Source organism: Nitrospiria bacterium (assembly GCA_035517655.1).
Lineage (GTDB): Bacteria > Nitrospirota > Nitrospiria > JACQBZ01 > JACQBZ01 > JACQBZ01.
Genome location: DATIYJ010000017.1, coordinates 25,464 through 42,446 on the forward strand (window position 1 = coordinate 25,464; position 16,983 = coordinate 42,446).

Annotated in this window: 20 protein-coding genes; 8 read left to right on the plus strand and 12 right to left on the minus strand. The window is 61.0% G+C overall.

Features of this window, described 5'->3' with window-relative positions; all coding sequences use genetic code 11:
- The first annotated feature begins 56 nt into the window (after nucleotides 1-56).
- Nucleotides 57-1,211 carry a citrate synthase gene (locus tag VLY20_03615; protein HUK55724.1) on the plus strand — a complete coding sequence of 385 codons (1,155 nt, stop codon included), beginning with the start codon at nucleotides 57-59 and terminating at the stop codon, nucleotides 1,209-1,211.
- A gap of 13 nt (nucleotides 1,212-1,224) precedes the next feature.
- Nucleotides 1,225-1,710, plus strand: a complete 486-nt coding sequence (locus VLY20_03620) for a hypothetical protein (protein HUK55725.1) — start codon at nucleotides 1,225-1,227, stop codon at nucleotides 1,708-1,710.
- A 104-nt stretch (nucleotides 1,711-1,814) separates the two neighbouring features.
- Here VLY20_03620 and VLY20_03625 read toward each other — a convergent pair whose 3' ends face one another.
- Together VLY20_03625 and VLY20_03630 are read right to left on the minus strand one after the other, a co-directional pair.
- The gene (locus VLY20_03625; protein ID HUK55726.1) at nucleotides 1,815-2,030 is read right to left on the minus strand and encodes a cold-shock protein; all 216 of its coding nucleotides are present in this window, start codon (nucleotides 2,028-2,030) and stop codon (nucleotides 1,815-1,817) included.
- Nucleotides 2,031-2,234: 204 nt separating this feature from the next.
- Nucleotides 2,235-3,740 (minus strand): phosphatidylglycerol lysyltransferase domain-containing protein, encoded by a 1,506-nt coding sequence (locus tag VLY20_03630; GenBank protein HUK55727.1) that lies wholly within the window; start codon nucleotides 3,738-3,740, stop codon nucleotides 2,235-2,237.
- A gap of 188 nt (nucleotides 3,741-3,928) precedes the next feature.
- Between VLY20_03630 and VLY20_03635 the strand changes: the two genes are divergently transcribed.
- The gene (locus tag VLY20_03635; GenBank protein HUK55728.1) at nucleotides 3,929-4,408 is read left to right on the plus strand and encodes a nuclear transport factor 2 family protein; all 480 of its coding nucleotides are present in this window, start codon (nucleotides 3,929-3,931) and stop codon (nucleotides 4,406-4,408) included.
- Nucleotides 4,409-4,418: 10 nt separating this feature from the next.
- Here the strand turns inward: VLY20_03635 and VLY20_03640 are convergent, their stop codons facing one another.
- From VLY20_03640 to VLY20_03655, 4 genes are all read right to left on the minus strand, one after another.
- Entirely contained in the window at nucleotides 4,419-5,147 is a 729-nt protein-coding gene (locus VLY20_03640; GenBank protein ID HUK55729.1) for a YqgE/AlgH family protein, read from the minus strand.
- A gap of 8 nt (nucleotides 5,148-5,155) precedes the next feature.
- On the minus strand, nucleotides 5,156-5,803 hold the full coding sequence (locus VLY20_03645; protein ID HUK55730.1) for a dienelactone hydrolase family protein: 648 nt from the start codon (nucleotides 5,801-5,803) through the stop codon (nucleotides 5,156-5,158).
- Nucleotides 5,804-5,998: 195 nt separating this feature from the next.
- Complete coding sequence (locus VLY20_03650; protein HUK55731.1) at nucleotides 5,999-6,319, minus strand: RNA-binding protein; 321 nt, start codon at nucleotides 6,317-6,319, stop codon at nucleotides 5,999-6,001.
- Nucleotides 6,320-6,435: 116 nt separating this feature from the next.
- Nucleotides 6,436-7,035, minus strand: coding sequence for a DUF2231 domain-containing protein (locus VLY20_03655; protein ID HUK55732.1), 600 nt, complete (start codon nucleotides 7,033-7,035; stop codon nucleotides 6,436-6,438).
- A gap of 123 nt (nucleotides 7,036-7,158) precedes the next feature.
- Between VLY20_03655 and VLY20_03660 the strand changes: the two genes are divergently transcribed.
- A complete protein-coding gene (locus tag VLY20_03660; GenBank protein HUK55733.1) occupies nucleotides 7,159-7,806 on the plus strand; it encodes a zinc ribbon domain-containing protein in 648 nt (215 codons plus the stop codon).
- A 94-nt stretch (nucleotides 7,807-7,900) separates the two neighbouring features.
- Here VLY20_03660 and VLY20_03665 read toward each other — a convergent pair whose 3' ends face one another.
- The 6 genes from VLY20_03665 to VLY20_03690 all read right to left on the minus strand — a co-directional run bounded on the left by VLY20_03665 (nucleotide 7,901) and on the right by VLY20_03690 (nucleotide 12,825).
- Entirely contained in the window at nucleotides 7,901-8,086 is a 186-nt protein-coding gene (locus VLY20_03665) for a hypothetical protein (protein ID HUK55734.1), read from the minus strand.
- Nucleotides 8,087-8,212: 126 nt separating this feature from the next.
- Nucleotides 8,213-8,698: a DUF1499 domain-containing protein gene (locus tag VLY20_03670; GenBank protein HUK55735.1), complete on the minus strand. Its 486-nt coding sequence runs from the start codon at nucleotides 8,696-8,698 to the stop codon at nucleotides 8,213-8,215.
- 67 nt (nucleotides 8,699-8,765) lie between these two features.
- Nucleotides 8,766-10,211, minus strand: a complete 1,446-nt coding sequence (locus VLY20_03675; protein HUK55736.1) for a pitrilysin family protein — start codon at nucleotides 10,209-10,211, stop codon at nucleotides 8,766-8,768.
- Between the two features lie 61 nt (nucleotides 10,212-10,272).
- Nucleotides 10,273-11,826 carry a pitrilysin family protein gene (locus tag VLY20_03680; protein HUK55737.1) on the minus strand — a complete coding sequence of 518 codons (1,554 nt, stop codon included), beginning with the start codon at nucleotides 11,824-11,826 and terminating at the stop codon, nucleotides 10,273-10,275.
- A gap of 1 nt (nucleotide 11,827) precedes the next feature.
- Nucleotides 11,828-12,475, minus strand: coding sequence for an HAD-IA family hydrolase (locus tag VLY20_03685; GenBank protein HUK55738.1), 648 nt, complete (start codon nucleotides 12,473-12,475; stop codon nucleotides 11,828-11,830).
- Nucleotides 12,472-12,825 (minus strand): hypothetical protein, encoded by a 354-nt coding sequence (locus VLY20_03690; GenBank protein HUK55739.1) that lies wholly within the window; start codon nucleotides 12,823-12,825, stop codon nucleotides 12,472-12,474. The genes VLY20_03685 and VLY20_03690 overlap by 4 nt, the downstream gene beginning before the upstream one ends.
- Before the next feature lie 85 nt (nucleotides 12,826-12,910).
- Between VLY20_03690 and VLY20_03695 the strand changes: the two genes are divergently transcribed.
- The 4 genes from VLY20_03695 to VLY20_03710 all read left to right on the plus strand — a co-directional run bounded on the left by VLY20_03695 (nucleotide 12,911) and on the right by VLY20_03710 (nucleotide 16,857).
- Nucleotides 12,911-13,906, plus strand: a complete 996-nt coding sequence (locus VLY20_03695) for a ParB N-terminal domain-containing protein (protein ID HUK55740.1) — start codon at nucleotides 12,911-12,913, stop codon at nucleotides 13,904-13,906.
- A 22-nt stretch (nucleotides 13,907-13,928) separates the two neighbouring features.
- On the plus strand, nucleotides 13,929-15,011 hold the full coding sequence (locus VLY20_03700; GenBank protein ID HUK55741.1) for an AI-2E family transporter: 1,083 nt from the start codon (nucleotides 13,929-13,931) through the stop codon (nucleotides 15,009-15,011).
- Nucleotides 15,012-15,054: 43 nt separating this feature from the next.
- Nucleotides 15,055-15,795, plus strand: a complete 741-nt coding sequence (locus VLY20_03705) for an intradiol ring-cleavage dioxygenase (protein ID HUK55742.1) — start codon at nucleotides 15,055-15,057, stop codon at nucleotides 15,793-15,795.
- A gap of 156 nt (nucleotides 15,796-15,951) precedes the next feature.
- The gene (locus tag VLY20_03710; protein HUK55743.1) at nucleotides 15,952-16,857 is read left to right on the plus strand and encodes an NAD-dependent epimerase/dehydratase family protein; all 906 of its coding nucleotides are present in this window, start codon (nucleotides 15,952-15,954) and stop codon (nucleotides 16,855-16,857) included.
- Nucleotides 16,858-16,983 lie beyond the last annotated feature (126 nt).

Genomic DNA, 16,983 nt, shown 5'->3' on the forward strand with positions numbered 1-16,983 from the left:
ATCCCCATCGCGGTTGCTTTTATCGGCTCTTGCGGATAGAATTATCCAAAAAGGAGATGCCGATGCCCGATTATTCCCCCGGTTTAGCCGGGGTTCCCGCGGCGAAATCCAGGATCAGTTACCTTGACGGCCAAAAGGGGATTCTTGAATACCGGGGATTTCGGATCGAGGCCCTGGCCGAAAAGAGCCACTTTATCGAAACCGCCTATCTTCTTCTCTTCGGCCGCCTGCCCGCCCCGCCCGAACTGGATCGTTTCGGCACGGACCTCCGTTCCCACCGGCGGATCAAGTACCGGATCACGGACCTGATGAAATGCCTTCCGGAGCATGGACATCCCATGGACGCTCTGCAGGCCGCGGTGGCGGCGCTCGGAATGTTTTACCCGGCTAAAAATGTTCAGGACCCGCAGGTTCAATACGATTCGGCGGTGCGCCTGATCTCAAAATTTCCAATTATCGTCGCGGCCCATGCCCGGATGCGCCACGGGGACGATCCGATTCCGCCCCGCGCGGATTTGAGCCACGCGGCTAATTTTTTATACATGCTGACCGGTAAAGAACCGGAACCCATGATGGCCGAAATTCTGGACACCTGTTTGATCCTGCATGCCGAGCACACCATGAACGCCTCGACCTTCAGCGGCCTTGTCGCGGCCTCCACATTGGCCGACGCTTACACCGTCGTTTCTTCCGCCATCGGGACCCTTTCCGGCCCGCTTCACGGGGGGGCCAACGAGCAGGTGCTGGACATGCTTCGCGAAATCGGGTCGGTGGCCAATGTCCGGCCGTACATCGAAAAGAAACTCGCGGCCAAACAGAAGATCATGGGCCTTGGACACCGGGAATACAAGGTGAAGGACCCCCGGGCTGTAATATTGCAAGCGCTGGTGCAGAAGATGTTCGCCCGCTACGGCCAATCGCCCCTTTACGAGATCGCACAGGAGACCGAGCGGGTCGGAACGGAACTGCTCGCAAGCAAGGGCATTCACGCTAATGTTGACTTCTATTCCGGAATTGTGTATGAGAAGATGGGGATCGACAAAGACCTCTTCACGCCGGTCTTCGCCCTGGCGCGGGTCGTCGGTTGGCTGGCCCACTGGATCGAACAACTGAAGGACAACCATATTTTTCGTCCGACCGAAATTTACGAAGGCGCGCATGAGCAGACGTATCTTCCATTGAATCAGCGATCTTCATCACCCCGACTCTGAGAAAGGAGGCAGCATGCCCAAGAAAACCCGGAAATCCAAACCGAAAAAGATTAAAAAGATCGCCCGCAAACCGTCCAGGAAATCCGCAAAGAAATCGGTCAGGAAGAAGGTAACCCGGAAGCGCACGACCCGAAGAAGCAGCAAATCGGCCCGCCGACCCGCCGCAGCCAAAGCGATTACACCCGTAAAAACCCCCCGGACACCGGTGAAGCGGAAAACCGCTCCGACCGTTCCTCCGATGATCGCGGAAGAGCGTGTCGGCCTGGTGACGCATTACTACTCCCATTTGAGCGTCGCGGTCATCAAACTGGATCAAGGGGCTCTCCAGGTGGGCGACACCATTCACATCAAAGGCCACACGACCGATTTTCAACAGCGCGTGGAGTCGATGCAGGTCGAATACCAACCCATTCCGAGAGCCCAGGCGGGCGAAGAATTCGGACTGAAGGTCACGGACCATGTTCGTGAACATGACGCCGTCTATAAAATAAGAAGGTAAGCCGCCCGGCATCATCAAAAACCCTTGATCTACGATCCCCTGCGGCCGCTTGAAACAAAAGGCCCCCTGTCTCGTAAGACAGGGGGCTTTTTTACAGGCTTGCCTTATCTCGATTGGGCCGACAGCCGAACCACGTTCGATGCCTGCGGGCCTTTCGGACCCTGGGTCACTTCAAACTCGACCGCTTCACCTTCGTCAAGCGACTTGTATCCGTCGCCTTGGATCGCGGAGAAGTGCACAAACACATCTTTGCCGTCCTCCTGAGACAGGAATCCATAACCCTTGCTGGCGTTAAACCACTTCACAGTGCCTTTTGCCATTCTTTTTTCACCCCTTTCTTATGTATGAATGAGATTATCGTTTGAGGTTTCTCTGAAGGTATGGACAATCAGGAATCCCCGCTTGGAGCCGTCCGCGGGTCACAAAAAAACCGCAGAGCCTTGCTTCAGCCTCTGCGGTTCGGTAAATCCCTACAAAAACTCGCTCACAAAGCGTCATAACATTACCATACCGGAAAACGCTTGTCAAGTTTTTTTAATGGACCGCGCCGGCCGCGTTGCGATATAAGAGGTCAGGACTTTCGAGGGATGGTAGGAAAGCTTGGCCGCACGGAGACGCTCGAGGCCGGAGTCGTCCATCGCATGGATCGTCGAAAAGCCCGACATCTCCCGGCAGAACTCGCGGAAGAGATAGGCCGACAGACCGGCGACCTCCCGATCGGCCACTTCGAGCAGCACGCAAAAGATATCCGGCCGGAATCGGAACCCAAACGTGTAGCCGACGATCCGCCCGCCCCGCCGCGCCACGCGCCCCGTAAGGCCCAAGCCCACGGATTCTTCCAACGCCCGTCGATGGGCCGACGCGGCGTCCTCCAGCATCATTCGGTCCTCCTCCTGATTTCCGGACGACCGGCCGGATTCGGCATGTTGTCTCTTCCATCGGGAAAACAGGTCCAGACAGTCGTCCCGATCGGATGATCGGTACGGCTCAATCCGGACGGGATCTTTGCGGTGCTCCCGCACGAAGCGGTTGCAGGCCCAGCGTTTGGTTTTGTAGCGATCGCCCGCCAGTCGGACCAGCGCCTCGCGGTCATACAGGTACTCCTGTTCCTTCGGCTTGACGACAAGGCCCATCGATTCGAACGCCGGAACCTGTCCCGCATCGAGATTTTCAATGCGGGATATCGCCGGATGGGAATTTATCGCGTCCATCCGGTCAAAACATTGTCGAACGGCTTCATGGGTCAGGGTCTCCCCGATCGGCGGCAGGGGCATGAAAAGACCGTCGACATACCGCGCGAAGAGGCAGAACTGCCGCCCGATGATCGCCCAGTAATACCGGAGATGGTCTTTCCAGACCGTCAGCGCGGGCCAGGAATAACTCGACAGCTCCGTCGGGGTCCATCTCATGGCCGACTCAAACAGCGGGCGGTCCGCGTCGGTCAACGGGGTCAACCCGACCGACTCGGGGTTAACCCGCGCGCCGTGTGCGGCCGGTCGACCCGTCAAGGCCTCGCTCAGACGGGCCAGCGGCGTCAGGATCATCACGTCCTCCTGGTAGGCCCCGATCAGTCCCGGGTGCGCCCGAAGCGTTTTGATCGTTTCGTCCGTCTCCAGTCGAACGGCCATGGATCGGCCGTACTCAAACGGCCCCGCGGCAAAGAACGTCTCTACAATAAAAGGGCATTTGCGGTCGAACCCCAGGAGCACCGTCCGCTTGGAGGGATCCCACATCAAGGCCAGTGGAAAGAGTTGGCAGTCCAATGGACGGTCGTCGTAGATTCGGCACCCGTTTACGGCCGGATCAAAGGCGGGACAGATGTAGCCCTCGCCGCGCGGATGGGGAAGCAGCTCGATCCGGCCGCCTTTCGGATCGTCGAATCGTTCCGGCGGGATGCCTCGTTCGACGGCTCGGCGGATTTCCTCCGCGGTAAAATACGGCGCCAGCGGGCTGTCCTTCTCGGGAAAGCGGCAGCAGACATCACAGGCCAGGCAGCGGGAATTGGGAACCAGTTGGGGAAATGGATTCATGGAACGTCGGAGGTTCATCCTACGCGGTCGCGGCGACGGAGTCAAGCGCCGCCGACCGTCCGCCGGGCGGGGGCGACAGGAGGGCTTTTGGGAAAGGGCCGTCTTCGTGTATAATGAACCCGATTCCCAAAAGGTCCCGCAGGGTCGGATGAAAAAACCTTAAAGCCAACTTTAAAAAGGAGATACCGGTGCCGTACTCAAACATTGGACGATGGATTGTATGCATAGCCCTCTGTATCCCGCTCGGCGAAAGTCCCCTGCGGGCCGCCGACCCGGACGCGTCCAAGGACGCGGCGTTTGTGAAGATTCTCGAGGGCGCCTACCAGGCTTCCTGCGACAACGTCGATCGCCTCCACGATTACTATCGGGCGGACGCGCAAATCATCCACGACGGCCGCCTCACGACGCTCGACGAAACGATCAAGGAAATTAAAGAGTCCATTCAACCGCTTCAGGATCTGCACTGCAGCTACCAACCCCGGGTGCGCGGGAGCCGGATCAGCGGCGACATGGCCTATCTGGTCGTCCACGAATCGATCCGCCTTAAGGCCGGCTCGGTCGAGCCGGAGGAGATCGAACAAATCTGCAACTATGTCTTCCTCAAAGAGGGGTCGCAATGGAAGATCGCGGTGGACCATTGTTCCACCATCCCGGGAGAAGCCGTATGAGCGGCCGGTATTATTGTTGACCGCCCGGGGAAAGCGTCCGAACCGAACCGCGACGGCCTAACCCGCCGTCCGGATACGGATCCGGGAGGCGGATCTGGATTTTCTCCCGACCCTCAAAGAAGGCCGGCCAGATCTTCGACGGGTCCTCCGCAAAAACGGCTCCCGGATCCGCATCCATGATCACCCAGTCCCCGCGCACGAACTCGGCGTCCAACTGCATCGGCGCCCACCCGGAGTAACCGGCATAGACCCGGACCGTTCTGTCCGGGTCCGGCTTTTCAAGCGCATCGGTCAGGAGCTTTCGGCTGGCCGTGAAGTAAATGTTGCCGAGGATTTTCTGCGCCCCCTCCAGCGGCGAGTCGGAACGGAGCAGCACCAGCACCATGTCCATGTTGACCGGCCCCCCGAAATAAATGGGCTTCGATAATTTCCGGATCCCTTTCATATCCGGAAGGGCCTTGTCGAGCGGGACGTCGGTGGGACGATTGATGATCACCCCCGAGGCCCCCTCGGGACCGTAGGTCGCCAGAAGAATCACGGAATGGAGAAAGTTCGGATCGTGCAGACGGGGAGACGAGAACAGGAAGATCCCCGGCCGCAGGGTCTCCGCGGTTCGAGCCGGTTCGAATGCTTGGGCGGGAATCGCCGGCGCCGTCCCGACAAGGATCAGCAACGCGGCAAGGACGCATCGCGGATGAGCGTCGACGGACCGGAGACTGAAAAAGAAGGGGAAACTCATCGGGAACGTCAGGACCGGCCGTTTCGGGGTTCGGTCTCAAAAATCAGGTTTATAAATTTCCGGATCTCGGACAACGCCTCCGGAATCACCTCATGGCCCATGAGGTATTCCCGGAGCCGGACCGAGAAGCCTTCCGCGCGCAAGGCCGCCTCGGCCTCCCGCGCGCCCTCGACCGGCAGCACCTCGTCGTTCTTGCCGTGAGTCAGCAGGATCGGCAGACCGGACGCGGCCGGAGATTTCTCGGCCGTCAGCGTTTCGGGCCGGGCCAGGTATCCGCTCATCGCGACGATCCCGGCGATCCGCCTCGGATAGCGGACGCCCACGTCGAGGCTCATCACCGCCCCCTGCGAAAACCCCGCCAGCGCGATGCGTCTCGACGGGATTTTCTGCCGCTCCAACCATTCGATCAGTTCAAATAGAAGTGTCCGGCTCTCAAGAAGGCCGCGCGGATGATGGGGCGGAATCTCATACCAGGCCCGTCCTCCCCAGATGACCGGCAGCTCCATCGGCCCGTCCGGAAAGATCCACCGCATTCCGTCGAGCGCGATCGCATCGGCCAGGGGGGCCAGATCCTCGCCCCGGACACCCCGGCCGTGCAAGGCCACGATACAGCCGATGGGCATCCCGACCGGCCGGAGTTCGGTGAAATTTAACATAGGGCCTTGGGCCGCTTGCACCGGACGAACCGAAGAACCGTTGGTCCTGGGATCGACGCGCCGATTTTTCGGTTCAGGGGGCCGGGACGAAAGGGATGGAGGATTCCGAAAACGAGGGACATTGAGGCGAGCCTGCCGGCCGAAGACGGAACAAGCCCGGAACGGATCGCCGGGCGGGACAATCCCGGAAGTGGATCATCTCCCCCGGCCGCCGCGGCCGCCGCCGTATCCCCCACCGCCATATCCCCCGCCTCTGGGTTCCCGTTTCTGCTGGGGACGGGCTTCGCTGACGATCAGGCTTCTATCCATAAAACTCTTCCCGTTAAGCATCTCGATGGCTTTTTGAGCGTCTTCGGAAGAACCCATCTCCACAAACCCGAACCCGCGCGGACGCCCCGTCTGACCATCGGTGATGACCTTGACGGAAGCCACCGTTCCCGCGGTGGCGAACAAATCGCTGATCTCTTTTTCTGTCGCTTGATACGAAAGATTACCGACGTAAAGCTTCGCGCCCATCTGATTCTCCTTTGATCCCGCTGCGGATACTCCGAAGGTCCTTCGGCCATCGGACGTTTAACAACCGCCAGCTACTATGATATATACGAAAGACATTGTCAAGTGGAAAACGGCGCTCATTTCCGTCCGTCAGGACCGGTCGAAGGCGCCGCCGTTTCGGGGGAAGACATCGCCGTTCCCGCCGGCTTCCGGACCCCGGCGCCGTACCGATAAACCAGGTCGCCGCCGAAGTAACCGGTGGTCGCCAGCAGGAGAAGTCCCGCCACGGCCAAAGTGAGATAAATCGTTTGAACCCGAACAGACCAGCGATCCCGGACCCATCGGCGGAAGATCAGCAGGACCCCGAAGAGGATCAGCGTCGCCACGGCGAAGGACTCATGCCGGTCGATCGCGTCTTCCGGCACCCCGGCCGCCTTCACCGAGTCTTCGGCCCACCACCCGAACCCGGAGGCCACGATGCCGCCGACGAAGCCGAAGATCAGCAACCATAAACCGAACTGGCGGTAGGATTCGCGCGGGAAAAGAAACCCCCAAAACTCGAAGAAGACGGCCGTAAAGAGGAGGGCGATCGGAAAATGAACGAGTATCGGATGAAGGGGGTGGTCGATCACGCGGATCTCCATCGGGGATTGATTGAATCGTATCTCGGAATTCATATCGATCGAAGCTTTCGCCGCGGTCGATCCGCCGATCAAAACATGCTTGGCGATTCTCATCCTAAAACAAAACCGTCGCAAAGTCAACCGTACCCGATCCGATCCCTTTGGAGAGCGGCCGGCGGCGCGCTTTCCGTTTGCTTTTTAAGCGGCCGCGCGTTAAAATGGGCATCGAGTCCGTCCATGTTGATCTGTCCGAACTGCAAAAAAAAATATCGCTCCAATATTTTGGTCTGTCCAAACTGCAAGTGGGAACTGTTGCCCCCCTCCGTGATCAAACTTCAGACCGACCATCCCGATTTGAAACCGGCCCCGGGTTCCAAGAAGCAGGCCCTGGCCAGGAAGCCGACGCGCCCGGTGCAAACCGAGGCCTACGTCGAGCTGATCCGTGGCAACCCGATCGAGGTGAAAGAGACCCGACGCCTCCTGGAAAAAGAAGGGGTGGCGTGCCGGATTGAAAGCGACGAGACGGCGCCGCTGCCCTACACCCTGGACGGAGAAAACCCGATGGGAAGCTCCCAGGCCATGGTGGTCCGGGTTCCCGTGTCCCAGATCGAAAAGGCCCGGGCGCTGTTGGACTGGGAAAACCAAAAAGAAGAGCCTCATCCCGCGATGGACAAGGCCCTTGCCGAAGATCAGGAAGACGTGCTGGTCTGTCCGGCCTGCGAGTCCGAGGTCATTCCGGAAGAAGGGACCTGTCCTGAATGCGGATGGGAGTTCGATCTGGGCGACGAAACGGATGAAGAGGAATATTTCTGTTCCTCCTGCGGCGAATCCTGCGATCCGGACGATCCCGTCTGCCCGAACTGCGGCGCCCACTTCGATCATTGAAGCGGTCGACGCGACGGGCCGACCCGGCGGGAAACCCGCCGTCCCCCACCGGCCCGTCCGCCCGGTTTGAGGGGAGTCGAAGACCGCAAAAGGATTACGGCTCGAGGTCGCGCGACTTCACGGTTTTTCGCCCGTCCGCCTTGGCCTTCTCGATCGCGTCCAGGCAGAGTTTCTCAACCCGCTGGCTCAGCACCTCCAGAATTTCGGCCGACGTATTGAACCCGGACTTTTCCCGCACAAATTTCTTCACCTTCGATGCCACCACCAAAATATCCGCCATGCGTCTCTCCTTTCGGTATGAGTTTTTCGGATTGAATTTCTCCGACTGCGTTTCGGAGCGATGAAACAAAGCGGTCTTTATTATAGCCATCCCTCTTTTCGCGTCAAGCATTATTATGACCGGGGCTTAAGAACGCCCGCCGAGCTGCCGCTCCAGCGCTTCGTAGAACGTGAGGATATGGACGCGGTTGGCCCCGAGATCCCCGACGCCGATTCGCGAAGCGGAGTAAACGTAGACCTCGACCTCGCCTTGCGGCGAGCCGGTCACCAGAACGGACAGATCGTCCCGGAACCGCCAGATCAAGCTCGACACCTCGGCCTGATAGGCGCCCACGTCCCCTTCCGCGCGGATCATTTTCCACCGGGGGAGGGACCGGATCGTCCGCTCCACCGCCGTCTTCACCGTCTCCTCCGGCAGCCGGTAATGCCGGATGCGAAGCTCGGGGAGGAGCGGATCCGCGGTCGTTTCGGCCGTGTTGTAGCGCAAATAAATCGAGAGGCGCTTCATGAAACCCGGCGGATCCGACAGCATCGGTCGGTTCATGACGATCGCGACGACGGCCGCCGCCACGGGCAGAATCAGGACCAGCCCCACGAGAAGCTTGGACCGCATGCTATGCGCCCTCTTGGTTGGAGCCGCTTCGGCCGCGGCGGCACGAACCCGCCGCCGGGACCAGAGATCAATGCGGCGGCGCGGCTCCCACCGGTTCCGGAGTCGACCCCCCGGACGGCTCCAAAGGAATCACGTTCACGGCCCCGAGGCTTGAAAGCGGCCGATCGAAGCGGTCCGAGCGTCCGACCGCCAGAATGATCAAGGCGTCCGGCCGGAGATGCTTTTGGGCCACCTTCAATATCTCCTCGCGCGTCACCCGGACGACGCCGTCCCGAAATCGTTCCAAATAGTCCGCCGGCAGCCCGTAATATTCCAGCGAGGCCTGCCGGTTGGCGATCTCCGCGCTGTTCGAGAAAGAAAACACGAAGGAGTTCAGGAAGGCGTCCTTCGCGAGCCGGAGCTCTTCTTCGGTGACCGGCTCCGTCCGGATCCGTCGGATCTGCTGCTCGACGGCCGAAATCGCCTGATACGTGGATTCCGCCTTGGTTTCCCCGTAGGCCACGAACAGGCCCCGTTCCAGATTTCCGGGCGTAAACGTACTGCCGACCGAATACGCCAGGCCCTCCTGGGTGCGGACCTTCCGGAACAAGCGGCTTCGGAATCCTCCGCCGCCCAAAACATCGTCCAGCAACGACACCGCGATGTAATCCGGATCGTCCCGCCGGATGCCCAGATGCCCGATGCGAAGGTGCGTTTGGGAAAGATCCTTCTCGATCAAATTGACGGACGGCCTGAACGGGTCGCGGACGGGCGGCAGGGCGGGGCGGTCGGTCGGGCCCGTCGGCCAATCGGCGAACGCCTTTCGGATCTTTTCGATCATTTCTTTTTTATCAAAATCGCCCGACAGCGACAGGATGACCGCGTTGGGATGATAATCGCGCGCGTGAAACGCGACCAGGTCGTCCCGCGTGATCCGGCCGATCGTCTCGACCGTGCTTTCCCGCGCCAGGGGATGATCCGCCCCGTAAACCAGCTGGGTAAACCGCCGGCCGGCGATGCCGGCCGGGTTGTCGTTTCGACGGCGGATGGCCTCCAACGCCTGCCGTTTGGCCAGGTCCAGCTTGTCCTGCGGGAAGGCCGGATGCATCAACATATCGGCGAAGAGGGCCACGCCCCGGTCCAGGTCCTTCTTCAGGACGTCCAACGACGCAACGCCGGCGTCCGGGCCGATGGAGCTGCCCAGCGACGCCGCCATGAATTCGAGCTCCTCGTCCAGGGCGTCGCCCGAGATCGAGGCGGTGCCCCCGCTCCGCATCACGATCCCGGTCAGACCGGCCAGGCCGATCCTGTCCGAGGGTTCGTAAACGCCGCCGGTCCGGATCATCGCCTGGATCTGGACCCGCGGAAGTTCGTGGTCCTCCAGAAGGTAGAGCACCATCCCGTTCTCCAGCGCGACCCGTTCGGCCTTGGGCGGATGAAAGGAGACCGGCGGAAAGACCATCGTGCGGGGATCGGCGGCGAGGGCCGAGAAAACAGCCATGAAGAACAGAAGACCGGTGAGAAGGACCGCCATAGGGGCACGGCGCGCCGTGCCACTGCGATCCGATAAACATCCGGATCTTTTCAGCGGCCTCCTACTCATTGCCCTTTTTCACCAGCGTCGCCACGGTCCGATTGCTCTTGACAAAATACCGCCGCGCGACGCGCAACACGTCCTCGGCCGTCACCCGGGCGATCGCATCGCGGTTTTCCAGAAGATACCGCCACGTTCCGGCGATGGCCTGCGCCGCGCCGAGTTGCGAGGCCAGCCCGCTGTCCGAGTCGAGGGAGCGGATCAGATCGGCGTCGAGATTGTTTAAGACTTTTTGGAGTTCGCGGGGCTGCACGGGCTCCGTCTTCAGACGGCCAAGCTCGGCGTCGATCGCGGTTTCCAGTTCCCCGGTGGCGTGGGGCGCGCGGGGGACCGCCTGGATCATGAACAGGCTGGGATAGCGCGCGCCCGGCACATCGGCGCCCGTCGAGACGGAGACGGCGAGTTGTTTCTCCTTGACCAGCGTTTTATAAAGCCGGGAGGACCGGCCGCCCGACAACAATGAATCGATCACGTCGAACACGGGATCGTCGGGGTCGTCCAGGGCCGGCCGGTGGTATCCGATCAGAACGGACGGCTCGGCGTCGAACTCGACCTCCACCCTCCGCTCGCCGGCCTGCTTCGGCTCGACCGTGACGACGGACGGCGGCGGGGGCTGCGCCGGGATCGACCCGAAATAGGTCTGGACCAGACGGATCGTCGACGCGGGATCGATGTCGCCCACGATCGCGATCACGGCGGTCCCGGGCCCGTAGTAGGTCCGGAAGAAGGCCTCGGTCTGCGCGCGGCTGAGGGCCTGCACATCGGAGGTCCAGCCGATCACCGGCATGCCGTAGGGATGCGCGGTGAAGGCCGCCGCCAAAAAAGCCTCGTACAGGCGGCCGGCGGGCGAGTTGTCGTAGCGCAGCCTCCGCTCCTCGAGCACGACCTCCTTCTCCTTGTAAAACTCGCGCAGCACGGAGTGGGCCATCCGGTCGGACTCGATCGCGGCCCAGAGCTCCAGGCGGTTGGACGGCAGACTCACGACGTAGCGCGTCATGTCCTTCCCGGTCGTCGCGTTGAGGCCCACCGCGCCGTTTCGCTCATAGATCTCGCCGATCTCGTTCGGGATCACGTACAGCTCGCTCTCCCGCTCCAGGTCATGAAATCGCTTCTCGTCATCGGCCAGCCGGTCCGGGTCCGCCCGAAGCCCCTTCCCCCGTTCCGCGCGGAGATCGCTCCAGGCCCGGTCCAGCCGCTTCAAAACGACGGCCTCCTTCGCGTAGTTCTTCGTGCCCAGCGTTCGCGTCCCTTTGAAGGCCATGTGCTCGTACAGATGCGCCACGCCCGTGATCCCGGGCCGCTCGTTCACCCCGCCGACCTTGAAGGCAATCATGCAGGAAACGACCGGCGCCTCGTGCCGCTCGACCATCACGAGCTCGAGGCCGTTCGAAAAGCGGTGCTCCACCACGCGCCCGGCCAGATCGACTTCGGCCGGCCGGACCGACGCCGCGGTAGGGATGTCCTCCGCGGAACGAACCGGCGCGAGGCTTCCCTGCGATAAGAACAGGGAAAGGACAAGAACAAGCGGCAGCGAGCGCCCGGGGACCTTACGCATCCTAGACCACCACCCGCATCAGATCGTCCACCGTCTCGCAAAAAAAATCCGGCCCGGCCCGTCGGAGCTCGTCCGGATCGCCCAGCCCGTACCCGACCGCGCAGACCGCGATCCCGGCCGCGCGCGAGGCGTGGATGTCGTGAAGCCCGTCGCCGATCATGACGGTCCGCTTCGGATCGGCCGACAATTTTTCCAGGACCGTCAGGAGCATCTTCGGATCGGGCTTGAGCGGCAGGCCGTTGTCGCCGCCGAGGATCAGATCGAAGCGGTTCCGGATCTTCAGGCCGGCGGCGATCGGGTCGGCGTAGGCCTGCGGCTTGTTCGTGACGACCGCCATTTTCTTGGACCGGAAATGATCCAGCACGCCGTCGATGCCCGGGTAGAGCTTCGTGGTGTCGAGGAGGTGGGTCATATAATGGCCGCGGAAGATCCGCATGGCCTCGCGGAACCGCTCGCCCTCCGCCTCGCCCACCGCCTGCTGGATCAAGCGGCGGACGCCGCTGCCGATGTAGGTATAGATCACGCCGGGCGCTTCCTCGGGCAGACCCAGTTCCTTGAGCGTCAGGTTCACGGAGGTCGCGATGTCGTCCTTCGTGTCGGCCAGCGTTCCGTCCAGGTCGAATATGAGCAGCTCGGCTTTAAACGTCATCCCGTTTTCTTAAAGAGGTCGTCCAGCTTCTTCCGGACCGTCTCGGCGCCCCCGCCGGCGGCGGGCCGGCCGGTCGCCTCGGCGAAAACGAAATAGTCGCAGAAGTTGGCCTTCGCTTTATCGGCCACCCACTCGGCCTGGGTCTCGCGGCATTGGTTGTGAACCGTCCGGTCGTGAAACCGGCAGTTCCTGCAACAATGAAGATCGACGCGACAGTTCGGGCAGACCGCCGTCCGTGAAAGCGGCTTCCCGACCGCAACCGGCCTCCGGCAGGCATGGCATACCGTCATGGAGAAAATGATACGGGAAAGGCCGAAAAACCGCAAGCGTTTTTTCGGTCCGCGGCGCATTCCTTCATTGATTTATCGAGCCAGAATTGGTATGATCCGGCCATCGTTCTCCCCTTCCGCCGACTGAACCGAGACCGAGGTTCCCGTGGCCGAATCGAAAACCAAAACGACGCGCAAACCCGGCGCCGGAAGACGGCGCAAGAAACCGGGCGGCGTTTCGACGGGACTTTCCGCGCCCGACCTGCTGGCCGCCGCGCCGCCGGCGAACGTCGCCGAGCTGCACCGGCTTATCGAGGCCGACGGCGGGAAAACGCTCGCGACCTATCGCGAACCCTACGGCGGAAACTGGCTGGCGCTGGCCGCGCTGCCGATCGAGAGCGTCGAGCCGACGCCCTACCAGCGGAACCTCTCCGAGACGCATGTCCGGAAACTGGAGAACGTCATCGGAAAGATCGGCCGCTTCCTCGACCCGATCATCGCGGTCCGGAACGATGCCGGCGGGACGGTGAAGTACTGGACGCCGAACGGCCATCACCGGCTCTCGGCGATGCGGACGCTCGGCGCGAAGAGCATCGTCGCGATCGTCGTGCCGGAGCCCAAGGCGGCCTACCAGATCCTCGCGCTCAACACCGAGAAGGCGCACAACCTTCGCGAGAAATCGCTGGAGGTCGTCCGGATGTACAAGGAACTGGCCCGATTCGACGACATTCACGAGGAGGCCTACGCGCTCGAATTCGAAGAGCCGGGCTTCATCACGCTGGGTTTCTGCTACGAAGACCGGCCGCGCTTCTCGGGCGGCGCGTACAACCCGATCCTCCGGCGGGTGGAACAGTTCTTGACGAAACCGATCCGCGAGGCGATGGAGATTCGGAAGGACCGCGCGACGCGGTTGCTCGCGCTGGACGACGCGGTGACGAAGCAGGTCGAGGCCCTGAAATCCCGGGGCCTGGCCAGCCCGTATCTCAAAAGCTTCGTCGTCGCGCGGATCAACCCGATCCGCTTCCGGCCCAAGGACGCCGAGCCGCTCGGCTTCGATGAAGTGATCGACCGCATGACCAAGACCGTCGTCAAATTCGAGCCCTCGAAGATCACCATGGACGACCTCGCCCGCTCCGGCAGCACGGGGGATGAATCCGAATGAACGAAATGAACGATACGATGCGATGAGCTCCCCGCCCCGCTTGAACCTGCCCCTATGGGCGGGCATGGTCGGCGCCGCCGGACTGGCCTGGCTGCTTTACGAAATCTTCCGGCCGCTCTTCGCGCCCGTGATCTGGGCGATGATCATCACCCACCTCTTCTGGCCGGTCCATCGGCGCTTGATCCGTCGGATCCCCCGCTGGCCGAACTTCGAGGCCGGTCTGGTCTCCGTCATCGCGGTGTGCATCCTCGTTCTCCCGGGGCTCGTGCTGTCGTCGCTCGTGGTGAGCGACGCCGTGGCCGTCTACCGCCGCCTGGAGTCCGAGATTCAAAGCGGCCAGGCGACCTGGTTGACCGCGCTTCAGTCGCATCCGGCCGTCCTTTGGATGCTCGACTGGGTTCGCCGACAGCAGTCCGCCCCGGACCGGAACCTCCAAGCGACCCTTCTCAGCAACGCTAGGGAGGCCAGCCTCTTTCTCGCGTCGCAGCTCTCCAGCATTCTGGGGAACGTCGTCTCGTTTTTGCTCCACACGGGCGTCAGCCTCTTTACGGCGTTCTTCCTGTTTCGAAACGGGGCCGGCTGGCTGGGCTGGGCGCGACAGATCACGCCGATCAAACACGAGATCCAGGAATTGGTCCTGGGCCAGGTCGATCAGACCGTCAAGGCGATTCTGTACGGCAACATCATCGTGGCGATCGCCCAGGGTTTCCTCGGCGGCGTCGGGTTCTGGATCGCCGGCATCCCCTCGGCCGTGATGTGGGCCGCCGTGATGGGCTTCCTTTCGCTGATTCCGATCGTGGGGTCGTTCCTGGTCTGGCTTCCGGCGGCGCTCATCCTCCTGCTCCAGGGGGATGCGCCCCATGGGATTTTTCTCGCGGTGTGGGGCGCGGTGATCGTCGGCCTGTCGGACCACCTGCTCCGTCCCCTGATCATCGGATCCCGGACGCGTCTTTCGACCTTCATGATCTTCATCAGCCTGCTCGGCGGCGTGCAGGCCTTCGGAATGCTGGGAATCGTGCTCGGTCCCATGGTCGTCGTGATCACGCTCGCGCTGCTCGAAGCCTACGAGCAGTCTCTAAAAGTCGAACTCCCGACGGGATCGTAATCGTAAAGAGACGAATGATCTTCATGTTTACGGAGGCACGCGCATGAATCGAAACCTGAGCCGACGGGAAGCGCTCGGCCTGATGGGCGCCGCGGCCGCGCTGCTGGCGGGTTGCGGACCCGGGTCGTCAAGTCCACGATGGCTGAGGAGGTTGTGGTCCCGAAACACGGCCGTGACGGCGAAACCGCCCTGTATCGTCAGGCCGGAGCAGACGGAGGGTCCTTATTTCGTGGACGAGCGGATCAACCGTTCCGACATCCGGTCGGACCCCTCGGACGGTTCGGTGAAGGAAGGCCTTCCGCTCCGGCTGGCGCTTCGCGTCCATGAAATCCGCGGAGAGGACTGCGCGCCGATCCCCGGCGCCATGGTCGATGTCTGGCACTGCGACGCGCTCGGCGTTTATGGGGACGTTCGGGACCGGTCCTTCGACACGCGGGGGAAGAAGTTCCTGCGCGGCTATCAGATCACCGACGCCGACGGGACGGCCCGCTTTCTGACGATCTATCCCGGTTGGTATCCAGGCCGCGCCGTCCATATCCATTTCAAGATCCGCACGAAACCCGAGTCCCGGCGGGGCTACGCGTTTACGTCGCAGATCTATTTCGACGACGCGCTCACCGACCGGATCCACTCGCAGGCTCCCTATGCCGCCAAGGGAGAAGGACGATTGAGGAATCAAGAAGACGGGATTTTTCAAGACGGGGGAGAGGAGCTGATCCTTCAGCCGGTCCAACAGCAGGAAGGCTACGCGGGAACCTTCGATATCGGGCTAGTACTGGGCTGAATCACCGGTGGCCAGGCCGCCTTATTTCTTACCAGTTGTCCAATGATCTTGGACTAAGAACATGTTTGTTTAATTTGTAATACAGATTCACCCCTCCCCCGCGCTGGCCGACGGATTGGGGCTTAATGTTAAATTAAGGTAATGCGTGAGTCGGAGATGAACGTCGTAACGGGCGGGCTTAGTTATATCGGCAAATACATCACGCGACGGCTTGTAGCAAATGAAAGGCAGGTCCGCATCTTAACGGGCCATTTAAACCGTCCAAATCCCTTTGGCAATCAAGTCTCGATTCTCCCCATCAACTTTGACAACGATCAGGAACTCATCAAAAATCTTCAAGGGGCCGAGACGCTTTATAACACCTACTGGGTGCGCTTTGATCATGGCAACGTCTCTTTTAATAAAGCGGTCGAGAATACGAAGCGTCTGATCAGGGCGGCCGAAGCCGCCGGCGTTCGGAAGCTCGTCCATCTGAGCGTCTCGAATCCATCTGAAGATTCGCCCTATCCCTATTTCCGAGGAAAAGCGATTCTGGAAAAGATCATCGCACAGTCCAAGCTACCCTACGCGATCATCCGGCCGACCTTGGTCTACGGCGGAGAAGAAGAAATCTTGGTTAGCAATATCACGTGGCTCCTCCGGCGTTTTCCGATATTCGCCGTCCCGTCACGTGGCACCTATCGCGTTCAGCCGATCTTCGTGGATGACCTGGCCGAGATGGCCGTCAATGCTGTACAGAATGCGAACAACAAAATCATCGACGCGGCCGATCCGGAGACATTTACATTTGAGGAAATGATCCGGTTGATCAAAAATAAAATCAAGAGTAGATCTATTCTATTTCACGCGAGCCCCGGCCTCTCGCTTTTTCTCCTAAAGATTGTCGGGATCATGATGAACGATGTCGTTTTAACACCGGACGAACTGGGTGCTTTGATGGACAATCTTCTCGTATCCAAGAACCCGCCGGCCGGGAAAACTCGATTGAGCGACTGGCTGGATCGCAACGGAGATAAATTAGACCGGCGATACGCCAATGAGATGATCCGGCATTTTCGTTAACCCCCTCCTCCGCGCCGGCCGAGGGATAGATGATATTGAAAAGAAGCCGAGGAAAGGAGTAGATTGGAAACAAGAGGCCCGTATGGAACGATCCGCTCAATTGAACTTTATTCAACAACAGGGCTT